The sequence below is a fragment of the Clostridium sp. AT4 genome (genome assembly GCF_001517625.2).
In the GTDB taxonomy this organism is placed as follows: Bacteria; Bacillota; Clostridia; order Lachnospirales; family Lachnospiraceae; genus Enterocloster.
On record NZ_LN999828.1, the window covers coordinates 2,134,393 to 2,148,528 of the forward strand.

General features: G+C 45.4%; 11 protein-coding genes. 3 read left to right on the forward strand and 8 right to left on the reverse strand.

The genetic code is table 11. The features are described from left to right. The first annotated feature begins 73 nt into the window (after positions 1 to 73). Entirely contained in the window at positions 74 to 1,084 is a 1,011-nt protein-coding gene (locus BN3656_RS16325; RefSeq protein ID WP_066550560.1) for a hypothetical protein, read from the forward strand. A gap of 88 nt (positions 1,085 to 1,172) precedes the next feature. Here BN3656_RS16325 and BN3656_RS16330 read toward each other — a convergent pair whose 3' ends face one another. The 8 genes from BN3656_RS16330 to BN3656_RS16365 form a co-directional block, all read right to left on the reverse strand. Beyond that, positions 1,173 to 3,440, reverse strand: coding sequence for a S8 family peptidase (locus BN3656_RS16330; RefSeq protein WP_066550562.1), 2,268 nt, complete (start codon positions 3,438 to 3,440; stop codon positions 1,173 to 1,175). Positions 3,441 to 3,443: 3 nt separating this feature from the next. Next, complete coding sequence (locus BN3656_RS16335; protein ID WP_066551001.1) at positions 3,444 to 4,481, reverse strand: ATP-binding protein; 1,038 nt, start codon at positions 4,479 to 4,481, stop codon at positions 3,444 to 3,446. A 147-nt stretch (positions 4,482 to 4,628) separates the two neighbouring features. Beyond that, complete coding sequence (locus BN3656_RS16340) at positions 4,629 to 5,576, reverse strand: ROK family glucokinase (RefSeq protein ID WP_066550565.1); 948 nt, start codon at positions 5,574 to 5,576, stop codon at positions 4,629 to 4,631. A 36-nt stretch (positions 5,577 to 5,612) separates the two neighbouring features. Further along, positions 5,613 to 6,902: a DUF5711 family protein gene (locus tag BN3656_RS16345; RefSeq protein WP_066550568.1), complete on the reverse strand. Its 1,290-nt coding sequence runs from the start codon at positions 6,900 to 6,902 to the stop codon at positions 5,613 to 5,615. 69 nt (positions 6,903 to 6,971) lie between these two features. After that, positions 6,972 to 8,111 carry a LysM peptidoglycan-binding domain-containing protein gene (locus BN3656_RS16350; protein ID WP_066550572.1) on the reverse strand — a complete coding sequence of 380 codons (1,140 nt, stop codon included), beginning with the start codon at positions 8,109 to 8,111 and terminating at the stop codon, positions 6,972 to 6,974. Between the two features lie 176 nt (positions 8,112 to 8,287). Next, positions 8,288 to 8,887, reverse strand: coding sequence for a spore protease YyaC (gene yyaC / locus BN3656_RS16355; RefSeq protein ID WP_066550576.1), 600 nt, complete (start codon positions 8,885 to 8,887; stop codon positions 8,288 to 8,290). 90 nt (positions 8,888 to 8,977) lie between these two features. Next, complete coding sequence (locus BN3656_RS16360) at positions 8,978 to 9,898, reverse strand: sugar phosphate nucleotidyltransferase (protein WP_066550581.1); 921 nt, start codon at positions 9,896 to 9,898, stop codon at positions 8,978 to 8,980. An 80-nt stretch (positions 9,899 to 9,978) separates the two neighbouring features. Next, positions 9,979 to 11,232: a M20 family metallopeptidase gene (locus BN3656_RS16365; protein ID WP_066550585.1), complete on the reverse strand. Its 1,254-nt coding sequence runs from the start codon at positions 11,230 to 11,232 to the stop codon at positions 9,979 to 9,981. 290 nt (positions 11,233 to 11,522) lie between these two features. On the opposite strand from BN3656_RS16365, the gene BN3656_RS16370 reads away from it, so the two are divergent. Both BN3656_RS16370 and rpoN read left to right on the forward strand, forming a co-directional pair. Continuing rightward, positions 11,523 to 12,386 carry a YitT family protein gene (locus BN3656_RS16370; RefSeq protein ID WP_066550588.1) on the forward strand — a complete coding sequence of 288 codons (864 nt, stop codon included), beginning with the start codon at positions 11,523 to 11,525 and terminating at the stop codon, positions 12,384 to 12,386. A 121-nt stretch (positions 12,387 to 12,507) separates the two neighbouring features. Further along, on the forward strand, positions 12,508 to 13,890 hold the full coding sequence (gene rpoN / locus BN3656_RS16375; RefSeq protein ID WP_066550598.1) for an RNA polymerase factor sigma-54: 1,383 nt from the start codon (positions 12,508 to 12,510) through the stop codon (positions 13,888 to 13,890). Positions 13,891 to 14,136: the final 246 nt, after the last annotated feature.

The window sequence follows — 14,136 nt, forward strand, 5'->3', positions numbered from 1 at the left end:
TACTGATGGTATCATTATTTGTAAATACCAGAGTTTTAAATGCATAAACTCTGACAGGAAAGGATGGATGACTATGACCCGAATCAAACAGGCAGCCGCTTTTTTTATGACCGCAGCCCTTCTCTCTTCTGCCTTTGCTCCCGCAGCCCTGGCTGACAACAAAACAAAGGTAGGAAAGATCTGCCTGACCGTCGACAGCGATATCCGAGCCGGCAGCAGTGGCGGTGAAGTAGATGTAACACCCACAGGAGACAACACGGATCTGTACTATGTAGATGCCGTTGAAGTTGTCAATGATGAAGGGGACGACTGGTCCAAATCCAATCCTCCTGAGGTAGATATTACCCTTGGTCTGGAGGACGAGGAAGAATACGCCTTTTCCGGAACCTCCTCCAGCAGCTTCAAGCTCACTCTGGACAGCTCCATCAAAGCCCGCTTTGACAAGATCAAATTCGTAGACGCCCGAAAAACAGACGGCGGAGCTACTGTCATCCTGACTGTAAAGCTGGTTTTTGACGAAGACGCCGATATGAGCGACGCGCCTGCCCCCGGAAACCTGTCCTGGGATTCTGACAATCCAAAGGTCGCTGTATGGGATGACGTTGAATCTTCTAAATATTTCCAGGTTCAGTTATATCGGAATGGCTCCCTCGTAACGCCTCCTGACGGCGGAAACTCCACTTTGTCCGTATATAATACCTTCTATGACTTTACGGACTGGATGACGGAAAATGGAACCTACACATTTAAAGTGCGTTCTGTAAAAGCCAGCAACAATGCCAAGAGCAGCTGGAAAACTTCCCCTGAACAGACAGCCGGAAATTCTGTCTCCGAAGGCTGGAAACAGGCAGCCGACCATGTGCGCTGGTGGTGGCAGAACGCAGACGGAACCTATCCTGCATCCCAGTGGAAGGATGTAAACGGCCAGTGGTATTATTTTGACGCAGACGGCTACATGGCAACCGGCTGGGTACAGGTAAACGGCCTGTACTACTATCTGGATTCCTCCTCCGGCGCAATGTATGCAAACTGCTATACGCCGGATAACTTCTGGGTGGATGCAAATGGAGTTTGGATTCCATAATTCTCCAGCCGAAAAATCAAAAAAGACAATTTTATAATCAAAATCAGTCGAAAAGGGGCTGTCGGTTAATACCGACAGCCCCCTTGTTTTAATTAAATATAATCTCTTCCTCTGCCTTTTCATAAATATCTATCTGATTTTCAATATCCAGCTTATTAACCAGCCAGCCACGCGCCATACACATCTTGATAAAATCATCAATACGATTTACGCCATTCATTTCCTTTAATGTTACAACAACTCCAAATGGAAGGGGTTCTTTTCTTTTCTTCAGGCGTTCCTTCGTATTGATCTTAAGTCCCCAGAGGCCAGACTCATATGCCTTTCTCGGTATTCTTTTTTCTTTAATCTCTTCACTAATGTGTTTGATATTATCCCATTTTCGATACATTTTTCTTGCATCTTCTTCATAAAGAGTAATCAGTTTATCTTCCGACTGCTGATTGTTATCAATCGGCCTTATTTTCACTTTTCCTTTTTCAATAACAACCCTGCCAAAATGTATATCCATTTCTGTACTTGTGTAATCAACCCCCTGATTACGATCACATTGCGGAAAATATACCAAAGTTGCCCTTGCATAGAATGGATGTGCATGATCTACGACAGGTACCGGCAGATTATATGTATATGTCTCATATTCCTCTGACGCTCCGGTCATAATAAAACGTATCTCATCATTCTGTGATTTTATAATATCGTCAATATGTTTTGGAACAACTCCATAGCCAATACTATGTGAAATATCATCTCTCCTGTTCCATCCGGCGGCAGAATCAATCAATAATGCTTTTGCAACTTCTCTGCTTAATCCCATAATGTGGATCAGATATGCCAGTTTTCTCGAAATCCATGGTGCTGCAAATGAAGTTCCACTTACATAGGCTGCTCCCATATCATCACGACATACAACCATTTTGTCCATATAACCGGGGCCATCACCGCCATAATAGCTGATATCCGGCTTATGAAAAAAGGATAATACAGGGCCAACTCTTGTATAGGATGCCGACTTCCCTCTGAAATCTACAGCGTTGACTACCAGAGAATTAAGCGAATCTGCCGGTGAACCAATTTTCATATTCTTTTTTGTTTCACCATCCGGAACATTTGTCCCTGCAACTACAAAAATAACATCATATTCACTCTGTATACGGTCGAGTTCTGCAGCTTCCGGAGAAATAAAGTTGGGCTTGATTTCAAGTTTAGAACCCAATGATAAATTCCAGACCTTAATATCTCTATTTGAAGCAACAATATTTCTTATCATTTTTAATACGGTAAAGGAACTGAATCCTCTATGTGTAGCAACACCAAAATGACGTACCCGAAATCTCCCGCATCCATCGTCAAGCGCCGGATTTCCACTCGGTCCATCAACAATAATATAGCTCACTTCAGTTCCATGCTCATAATCCCTGGCAGTCAGTGGAATATTGGGATCCAGCAGATTTGTATATTCCACCCATTCATGAAAATACACATTCTCATTAAACTGTGTATCAATAACACCTATTACAGGTTCATTTGCAGGATGGGGAATTAGGCTTTCCCCATAATAAGTTTCTTCATGATCGTCTAATATCTCATCTCTCGTAAGCTGCGAAAAATCAGTAACACTCATAGCAATCAGATAGGATGCATTGTTATATAACAGCTTTGCTTCATCCGGGTTAAGCATCAATGTGGTTCCATCAATAATACGCTCATCGACAATATAAATTCCGAACTTTGACAACAATTTCTTTGTTTCAATTCCGGTCTGATAAATCGTTATAATAGACTCTTCTGTTATCTCTTCTTCCGCACGATCAATATCAAAGCTTTCAACATAAAACCCATCTATTACTGCTTTTAAAAAGCTGGTTTTGGAAATTTCATTGAAACTACACGCTGAGGCCTCAGCCGCCTGTTCCGTTCCTTCACTGTTAATAACCCCATTAAAATACGTTTCAATAACAGAGCTTGTCCTGTTCAAAACCTCGATTGCTTTTTCGATCGCTTTAAGAGAAACATAATGGGTGAATACGTGTTTCTGGATCTCGTTTCCATTCTCATCCGGTTCCCAGATAAACTTAACTCCTTTGATTGATTCCGCAGGAGATTTACTGTTCTCAGACAGTAAGATCTTCAATCTATTACTCTTTGCAACAATATGTTTATAATGTACACTGACTAAAGCACCATTGATATCCCTGTTAGTTTCCCAGTAATTCAGAATTCTTTTCAACTGCTCAGATAATTCTCTAAGATGCAGCGCCGAAACATATTTACCTTTCGGAAGCTTCAGTGCACCCTGTCTGAAATTATTAGGCCTTTGTTCGAATCTCCCTTTTAATTGCAAAATGTTATTCATCTATTATATCTCCCTCAGATCTCTTGCAATACTGCTTTTTGATCTTCCAACCAATATCTCGATCTCTCTGACAGTAAATTTCTGATTCTGAAGCTTTTTTAAATCTTCCGGTTTTTCATTGCAGACTGCATAATAAAGTCTTCTGAAATAATCCATACCATCATGTGGATTACTGAATGCAACAGATGTCTTAATGAGATTTTTCAATTCACCAGGATATGGTATCTGAGGCATCAATTTCATTATTTTACGAAACAGGCGTATATCCCTGTTTGCCAGCTTTAACTTATCAAGATAACGGTCTAACATCTTTTCTGCAATCGAAAGAAGATCTTCCTGTGAATATCTGTCAAAATCAATTACGGAATCAAATCGTCTGATCAGTGCTTTATCAAAATATTGATAAAGATTGGTGGTCGCCACTAAAACAATATCTTCATTCATCCGATCAAATTCCTTCAGCATAGCTGATGTTGCCCGCCCCATTTCCCGCAGATCATTCTGATTCGTTCGATCCAAAGCCAGAGCATCAATTTCATCAAATAAAACAATTACCCTATTAGGCTGGACAAAGCTGTTTATCTCTTTAAAAAGCATAGACAAATTTTTTTGCGTCTGCCCCAATTTACTGTCAATCACTGCTGAAAAATCCACCATAAAAATTTCTCTGTTCAATATTCGCGCAAGCTGTTTAACAGCTTCCGTCTTCCCTGTTCCGGGAGCCCCCTGGAACAAAAACTTATTAATTCCAATATGATGTTCAATTGCATTTACTACCCCTAACAAATCACCGGTAATTTCCTCAGGAAGCAGCAGCATATCTTCCTTTTTTTCAATTTTTTCAAAGAAAGAAGACACATTCTCTGATACCTGTGGAACAAAGGTATTTACATTAGACAGCAGTGACATAATATACTCTGAAAGCTGATAATCCCCAGAAGCGTCAAACTCCCTGGCGATTTCATAAGCTTCATTGCGAAAGCCCGCATCATTCTTTTCCACATAATATTTAATCAGGCTTATTATATTTTTTTTCTTCATGATACGTACTCCCATCCTCGTTATATATCCTTGTTATATCATTTTGGGACAGTTTTGTCAATATTGGGACAGTTTTATCAAAATAAAAAAATGACACCTACATCTATTCATGTAAATGCCATTTATCTTTCCCTCTTAAATTTCCCCTCACTGCAAAATCAGTCTTGCTGCCCCATAGATTCCTGCGTCATTTCCCAGAGTTGCCAGACCCAGCCTGGCTTTATTTTTGGAAATCGTCATAAAATGATCATAGTCCTTCTGGACCATATCAATAAGGAACTGGCCTGCTTTTGATACGCCGCCGCCGATCACGAAAATATCAGGATCTGCGATCAGAGCAGCCTGGGACAGCGCCAGACCCAGATAATGGCTTACCACAGCCATAACCTCCAATGCCAGTTCGTCTCCCTCCTTGGCCGCATCCAGCACGTTTTTCGCACTTACATTGTCACCGTACTGGCGGAGAACGGAAGCCGTCTCGCTGGCAGCCATCTTTCTTCTGGCTTCTCTTGCAATGCCCGTAGCGGAGCAGATCTGCTCCAGACATCCCTGACCGCCGCAGTTACAGTATTCCTTTTCCTCGTCCCTTACATGGATATGTCCGATCTCTCCGGCCAGACCGTGACGTCCGGCCACAATTTTCTGATCCAGGATCACTCCTCCGCCTACTCCGGTACCGAGAGTAATCATCACAAGGTTATCATAGCCTTTTCCGCCTCCCTGCCACATCTCGCCAAGGGCAGCTACATTGGCGTCATTTCCACTCTTTACAGGAATGCCATCCAGCAGGGCACTGAGCTCCTTCTGGGGATTTACATTTTTCCATCCCAGATTTACGCAGACCTCTACGCTTCCGTCCGGCATCACCGGCCCCGGCACTCCCAGTCCGGCTCCTGCAATATCCGTTTTCAGATCCAGCCCCATGGCTGATACTTTTTCACGGATGGAAGCAGCGACATCCGGAAGAATATATTTTCCATTTTCTTCCTTTCTTGTTTTTACCTCCCACTTATCCAGCAATTCTCCGGTTGTCTCAAAGATTCCCATCTTTACGCTGGTTCCTCCTACGTCTACACCGATGCATTTCATCCCCATAGTATCTTCTTCCTTTCTGTCTGATTTTTGCAGCTGTTACCGCAGCCTGATCTCCTGCATCTTCTGAGGTCCCATGACTAAAAGAGTACCCGGCATATTTCCGGCCGAAACCTTGGATACAGGAAAATCAAAACTTCCTTTAAATTTCTCTGTTCCCGCCATATTATAAACCAGGCAGGAGTTGTCATTATAAAGCAGAACCAGATCCTCATCTATATCAAAACCCGAATACTGGAACGAGAATGCAGTCTCAAACACCTGACTGCCGTCTGCCCGGTACACATGAAGCCGATAAGGCTCTGAACCCTCGGAATTATCTGTGACCACAGCCGCATACTGATCGGTATAACTGATACTGCGGATATTTTCGTCTAACAGGATCTGAGCCGTGGATTCCGGAGACGTTTCAATACGGGTCGAAAAAAACTGCAGTCCCTTGTCCGTAAAAATCACCGCATGGCTGTCATCCATAAACCGCACCCGGCCTGCCATGGCGTCTGAAAGATCCTGGGGCATAAATACGCCGACTACACGCTTGGGATCATTTTTTCCCAGACCAAAGTTGTAAAATACAACCTTATTTTTAATCATGCCATCTTCTAAATACATAAAAGAGGTGATCCACTGGGTTCCTCCGGGAGACAGGCTTACATCAACCGGATAACCGTCGCCGGACAGAAGCGATTTCACATAGATATCAAGAGGATTTCCGTCCTTTTTATAAAGGTAAATGTAGCTGGCTTTAGAATCCTCCTCCACAGCCGCAGTAACGCCCTTTGCTGAAACAGAAAGCTCTAAAACCGGCAGAGAAGTTGTCGCCTGACCCTGAATTCCATTTTTATCACAGATATAAATGGAATTTCCCTGACGGTCTCCAATGGCGGCAAAATCACCGTTGACCGTAATCATGGGATGTTTCATCTCATAGCTTAAAATCCATACGGCCTTTCCCCTGGAATCCAGATAGGAGGCTCCATCCTTGGTATACTTGATCACACCGTCGGCAAAATCTGCAAATCCGGAAAAATTCCCTTCTCCGGCAGCAGCTTCGCCCGGCTCTCCCTGATTAAAATCCGTCTCCCAGACAAGCTCATAGTCTGCAAATGACATATATCGGTCATAATATATAAATCCGCCCACAGCGGCCAAAATCAGAACCCCGATCACTGCTCCAATGCGGACCCGGCGTTTTACGCTTTTCTGATGGGCTTTCTTTATCAGCTCTTCGCTGTCCTCATCCTCCGGCGAAGAAACGGAGGGAGAAACCATCTGGCTTCTCAGCTGCTTTTTTTTATTTTCACGGCTCATTGAACGGTTGCTGCCCATTTTGTACTCCTGAATGTTTGATATACCTGTTAAGTATACAACATTTTCGGAGGTTACGCACTAATATTTTCACGGCATAAGAAGCTTCTGGCCTGCATAGATGCTGTTCTGATCCCTCAATTCGTTGATCCGGCAGATCTCGTCCAGCTTATTTACATTTTGGTAAACCTTAAAACAGATGCCATAAAGTGTTTCGCCCTCCCCAACGGTATAAACCTTATAAGCAGGAGCATCAGCTTCCTCCGTTTCCATGAGTGCTGTTTCCTCCGGGACATTCTCCGGAGCTTCACTGGAAATGACTGCAGTTTCAGTCTCCGCAGCTTCTCTCATCGTTTCAGGAGTCACAAAAGAAGGCTTTTCCCCCACCGTAACCTTAGGAAATTTTTCCTCTATAGGCCAGACCCCTGCTTTTGCTTCCTTGATCCTTCCCTCCGGGAGCACCGATGCAATCACACTTTCCATTTCATGCATCTTTTTATAGTTATTAAACATCGCTACACCGCCTGCCAAAACAGTTACAGCCAAAGCTGTGCACACAGCCGAAAGCGTACCCACCGTACTCTGGCGGCGGATTGCTTCTCCTCTGTGCTCTTCCATTTTTTGGCGAAAATCCTGGATAGCGCGGTCATTTACCCCTGTTTCCACTCTGGAAATATCCTTTCGGGAAATCATATAATCCTGCATCATCTGATTGCGCTCATAGTAAATACTGTAGCCCCTGAGTTTATAAAATCCGTCTGAGGACGTAATATAGACCGCTTCCTCACCCTCCAGGCCGCTGTTTAAATACATCAGCTGATTTTTTCCTGTAAAATAATGGCTGTGTTCCTGCCAGTAGTTTAATGGATTTAAACTGCAGCCCGGATTCCCGCATAAAAACCACCCCTGTACCGTTCGTTTGGGAAACCGGTTTTCCACTTCCTGATAGGCCTTTTGCCATGCATCCTCTGTAAAGACTACCTTCTCCCCATCCTTTGCAACCGTTTCCATTTCCAAAGCTCCGTCTACAAATACATACGGCACATCCTCATGGATCTCCCTGTTTCCCAGAAGAAGCCCCACCCGCAGATCCGCCCCTTTTGCGGGCCTTAACTGCTTTAAATATGTATTGACATAATCCTCTACATACAGCTTTAAAACCTGGTCACGTTCTCCGATCTGCCGTATATTTTTCGGCAGCTTCGGGAACAGTTCATATAATTCTCCCATCTGCTCACCCCTTTATACCGATGCGAAACCTATAAAGCGCGTTTCGCCTCTGATCAGCGGCCGTCAAATGTCTGCACACGCAGGCGTGACAGCCATTTTCCTCGTCGCCACAACAAAAAACATACCTGAAAAATCCAGGTATGTCTCAGTATAACAGGTATTTTGCGCAAAGTTTGTCATATTATGGCTGCATTTTCCCAAAATCGTTCGACAAGGGAAATACTTTCGCAGATGCAGTCCGCCATTTTCATCACCATGGACAGCCGGACACTTTGAAGCATCACAGGATCACGGCTGCCTGCGCCCCCTACGATCCCGGTGATCGAGATATCTCCTACTGCCTCTAACTCCTTTGATACCCCAAGCCCCGGCTGCAGCGCTCCCCGCCCCAAAGTAGCATAGCCCACATGATCCAGGCTGCCTACCGAAGCGTCAATCGCTACCACCACATACCGGGAATAATGGGCCTGGATATATCGGATATAAAGCTCCAGATTCATGGCATGTACCGGCTTATCCAGAGTTCCGATCACAGCGGCTCCCTTTAAACGCTGCCTTCTCAGCTTGTGTCCAACCAAAGGCCCCAGGCTGTCCCCTGTAGAGCGGTCTGTGCCGATACAGAGGAACATGACGCCTTCTTTTCCTTTTTCTTCCATTTCGTCCATGATCATACGGTTCAGGTTCACGGCAAAACGTTCTGCCTCAAACTCTCCCGCTGTATCATAGTATGATATATCTTCCCGGCTGGAAATACCGAATGTTTTCCACAATTTCATGTCTGTACTGTCTCCTTATCCACGGAGGCTGAACTATTTTCACCGTTTTTTATAGTATAGACCCTGAAAATGGGAAATATGCATGGCTTTTTAACCGAACAGCTTTTCTTTGTACACGCCGTCCCGGATCAGTCCCCGGATCGCGTCTACCACCGCCTGCTTATCCTCCTGATAGGTCACACCGAACCATTTATCCGGTGTATCCAGTACGCGGACTTTCGCCTTCCCCTCCTGTACCAGATCGTCAATAATCTTCGGGAGCAGGTATTCTGCCTTAATATCCTCAGGCTTTAAGCCGTCTAAAAACTTCGGGAACCCATGTTCCAGCTCCTCTAAGAAACGCACTGGAAGACCCCACATATTCATGGAAACCGGCTGGTCTGCCTGTACAGATACAGGATTTCCCGCCTCATCTGCTGCTGCCAGTCCGTCCCCGCTTCTGCGGATGTCATAGGTTTCCGTTACGTTTTTAAGGAATCCGTTTTCCACATGACACACGCCTCTGGTAACGCTTCCGTTGTCGCTTAAGGTATTTTCAAGCACAAATCCGCCCATGCAGATATCATAAACATCTGCATCATCCTTCATCTCATTTACCATGTAATCGTGGATCCGCTTAAAGCCCTCTTTTCCATAGTAATCGTCTGCATTGATCACCAGGAACGGACAGTCAATCAGCCCCTTTATCATCAGAACAGCCTGACCGGTTCCCCAGGGTTTTTTGCGGCCCTCAGGCACAAAATAGCCCTCTGGAAGAGCGTCCAGCTCCTGATAGGCATAAATAACCGGGATCTGCTTGGCAATGCGGCCTCCGATAATCTCCTTAAAATCCTTTTCCAGATCTTTACGGATAATAAATACGACTTTGTTAAATCCGGCCTCAATGGCGTCATGGATAGAATAATCCATAATAATCTCTCCATTTGGCCCAACAGGAGCCAGCTGCTTGATTCCGCCCCCAAACCGGCTGCCGATTCCAGCCGCCATAATTACTAATGCTGTTTCCTTCATAATCTTGTTTCCTCCTTTTAAGGTGCCACTATTATACTACAAAATCCTTATTGATGGAAATGGTATTTTCCCTGATACTTCTACATGGGTTTCCTCCACAAAATATTCCCGGCCAGCTCTGTAAGCACCCCCTGGACCCGTTTCACATCCTCATAAGGTACGGATTCATTAGGCTTATGAGCCAGCTCCAGGCTGCCGGGGCCATATGACATACAGTTATGATTTCCCAGCATCCCTGCTGCTACCGCCGTATCTGTGTAGCCGTTAAAGGTTCCTACCGCCGCTTCCTCTCCCACAACGGCCTTTACAGCCTCTTTTAAACGGGACAACAGCGGTGAATCCGGGTCCTTTTCTACATAGGGTCTGTCTCCTGTAAGCACATAGCTTCCCTTAACTCCTGCGATCTCCTTCTCTGCCTTTTTTATCGCCCCTTCAACCATCGCGCAGGCAGCCGCCGTATCCACTGGGGGCGCCAGACGCATATCAATCCATACTTTACAGCTGTCCGGCACTACATAAGGCCTGTAGCCTCCCTGGATCTGGCCAAAAGTAACGGTAGAAATCCCCAGATCATGGTGGGGCGGACAGGCTGCAATCTCCTTTCGTATGCTGCTGATCACCTCCGCCATAGCTGCAATGGCGTCTGCTCCCTTCCATGGATTGCTGGCGTGGGCGGTGATGCCCGTAACGGTCAGTTCAAACCAGGTGCGGCCCTTGTGAGCCACCTGAATCTGTCCGTCTGTAGGCTCTGTATCCAAAACCCAGTCCTCCTTCGTGATCCAGCCGGAACGGATGGCATGCTCCACTCCCCGCATAAAATCCTCTTCATCCACGGTACAGATTATGGAAAATGACCGGTTAGGAAGCTCTCCCCTTTTTCCGGTCTCCCGTACCTGAGCCTCAAAGGCAGCAAGGGCACAGGCTAACCCCGACTTCATATCACAGGCTCCTCTTCCATACAGGCGCACCACCGTTTTTCCCTGCTCCTCTGTTTCCCGGACCACCGCTCCCAGAGGCGGCGTCGTTTCATCCCAGCCATCTCCCAGCATAACCGTATCCATGTGGCAGATATAGATCAGTCCCGGTCCATTCGTCTTTCCCGGTATCCGCGCCATCACATTAAACCGGCCCGGAAGTACCTCCTCCCGTGCGATTTGGATCTGGTCTGCCAGAGAACCGCCACACCGTTCACAGCACCGGCTTAAATACTCATAAAGCCGTTCCCCGATCTCGCCTTCATAAGCGCCCGGATCTGAGCTGTCTATGGACACCAGCTTTTTTGCCAGCTCCCAGGCCCGCTCCTCCCAGTCCGCATCATTTTCAAATACCTTCATATCCTGCCTCCTCCCATTCTTGTTCCAATACTGCTATTATAGGCTTCCTTTTCCGGTAATACAAGACCGCTGGCAGATTCTTCCTTTACTACAAACCACCTTTCCAGAACAGTGAACATACCGTCTGCAAATGTCCACATACCGCGGACATTCATCACAGCCTTTTCGTTGTACCTATTTTAGTAAAAAAGGTGGTTGCGCTTGTAGTAAAACACGCTTATTATATGGTTGAATCAAAATGCATATTTTGAATGAACAAGAGTATTAAAAAGGAGGTTTATTCTTTCATCATGAAAGAAATCAAAAATCCATTCTGGCGCACAGCCGCTGAATATGGAACTATCACAATCAGTATCTGGATCATGGTTATAGGAATCTATTTTTTCAAATTCCCAAACCACTTTGCCTTTGGCGGGATCACCGGCTTTTCCACCGTTATCAGTGAGATGACCCAATGGTCGGCCAGTGATTTTACATTCATTACAAATATGTCCCTTCTGGTTCTTGGCTTTATCTTTCTTGGAAGAAGCTTTGGACTGAAAACCGTTTATGCCACCGTTGTTATGTCCGTCAGTCTTTCCCTCCTGGAGCGTATCTGCCCATTGACAAAGCCTCTGACCTCAGAGCCGCTTCTGGAACTGATGTTTGCAATTTTCCTGCCTGCCATCGGAACCGCTATTTTATTCAATATCGGAGCATCCAGCGGCGGTACGGATATCATTGCCATGATCATGAAAAAGCACACCAGCATGAATATAGGCACCGTACTGATGCTGGTAGATGTGGCATCCGTTCTGACTTCCTTTTTCATCTTTGATGCGGAAACAGGACTGTTCTCCACCATCGGCCTTGCAGCTAAATCCCTTGTGATCGATGATGTGATCGAAAATATCAATCTCTGCAAATGTTTTAATATCATCTGCGACAATCCCGATCCCATCTGTGATTACATCATCCATACCTTAAACCGCAGCGCCACAGTCTACCACGCGGAGGGAGCATTTTCCCACAATGACAAGACCGTGATCATGACTACCATGAAACGCAGTCAGGCCTTAAAGCTGCGCAACTATATAAGAAAAATTGAACCCACTGCCTTTATGCTCATCTCCAATTCCAGCGAGATCGTAGGAAAAGGCTTTCTGGCAAGCTGATCTGGAATTTCCAGCGCCTCCTTTATCTTTATGTTAAGCGGGGCGCTCTTTTTGCATTCAAAAACAGAACGATCTGTGATATACTTAAACCAATCATATCTTACGAAAGAAGGTGCTTCCCATGGATCTGAAGCTTCAGACCCGACAGACTCAGACCCTATCCCAACGCATGATACAATCTGCTGAGATCCTGCAGATGACTGCCCAGGAATTAAACACATATATCAATGAGACGGCACTGGAAAATCCCGTGATGGAAATATCTGATTCTTCTTCCGGAGGGCCGGATCGGGAATCCATTGAACAGCAGCAGTGGCTTAATTCCTTTAATGAAGAAAACTATTACCTCTACCAGCGGCAGAACAACGATGATGACTACGATTTTAAGGATTCCTGGAACATTGATACGGATGACGGCGAGACGCTGGAAGACTATCTCTGGTCCCAGCTGATCTCAGAGGAGCTTTCTGCCGATGATACACAGATTATTCACTACATGCTGGAATCGTTAGATGACAGAGGCTATCTCACCGAATCTCCCGGAGATATTGCGGCAGATCTTAAAACAGACGAAGCACATATCCTTAAGCTTCTTGCGCAGCTCCAGAAACTGGACCCTGCAGGAGTTTTTGCCCGAAATCTGGAAGAGTGTTTAAATCTTCAGCTGGAACGCCGCGGCCTCCTTACACCTGTGATGAAAACATTAACCTGTCAGTGCCTGGAAATGATTGCCAAAAATCAGATACCAGCCATTGCCAGAAAGCTTCGTCTGTCCCCTGCGGAAGCCGCAGACTGCTGCCAGATCATCCGCTCCCTGAATCCCAAACCCGGAATGTCCTTTTCCAGCCGGGAACAGCTCCGCTATATTATTCCGGATGTAACCATTGTCAAATTTAAAGACCATTTTGACATCCTCTTAAATGAAGCCATGTATCCGGCCATTGAAATCAGCAGCTATTACCGCAAAATGAGCCAGGAACCTGAGTCTGAGGAGGTAAAAGAATATCTGGGAAATAAGCTTCGTCAGGCAGAATGGATCCGCCAGTGCATCGCACAGAGAAGCCTCACCTTGATGGATGTGTCCAAGGCTATTCTGGAGCATCAGGAAGCATTTTTCTCAAAGGGTTCCAATCACCTTGTCCCGCTGCGCATGACTGATATCGCAGACCGGCTGGGGATACATGAGTCTACGGTCAGCAGAGCCGTCAGCCATAAATATCTCCAGTGCTCCTGGGGTGTATATCCCCTGAGCTTTTTCTTTTCGCGCTCCGTTTCCCGCAGTGAAAATGGTTTAAACTCCGCCTCTCATGGCATCAATGCCGCAGCCATCAAACTGGCTCTCAGGAAAATCATAGCCGGAGAAGACCCCAAAAAGCCCTACAGCGACCGCCTTCTAAGCGAAAAACTGGCTTCCCAGGGTATCACCATCTCCAGGAGAACCGTTGCAAAATACAGGGAAGAGGAAGGAATTTTAGACGCCAGCGGGCGAAAAGAGTACATTTAACCTGAATTATTCACGACTTTGCCACGAATGTGGCTGAAAGCCACATAGTTACTGTATTTTAACTGAATATTGCTTTTCACCTATCAAGTGAATGAAAAAAGAGCATCCATTTGTGGTAAAATTAAGGTGTCTAATCAAAATAAATACCAACAAAGGAGCCCTTTATGAGTATTGTAAACACCTTATCACTAGAAAGCAATAGACAAATTAAAATAAATTTTGATGGAGGAGATTTATCCTCCGATG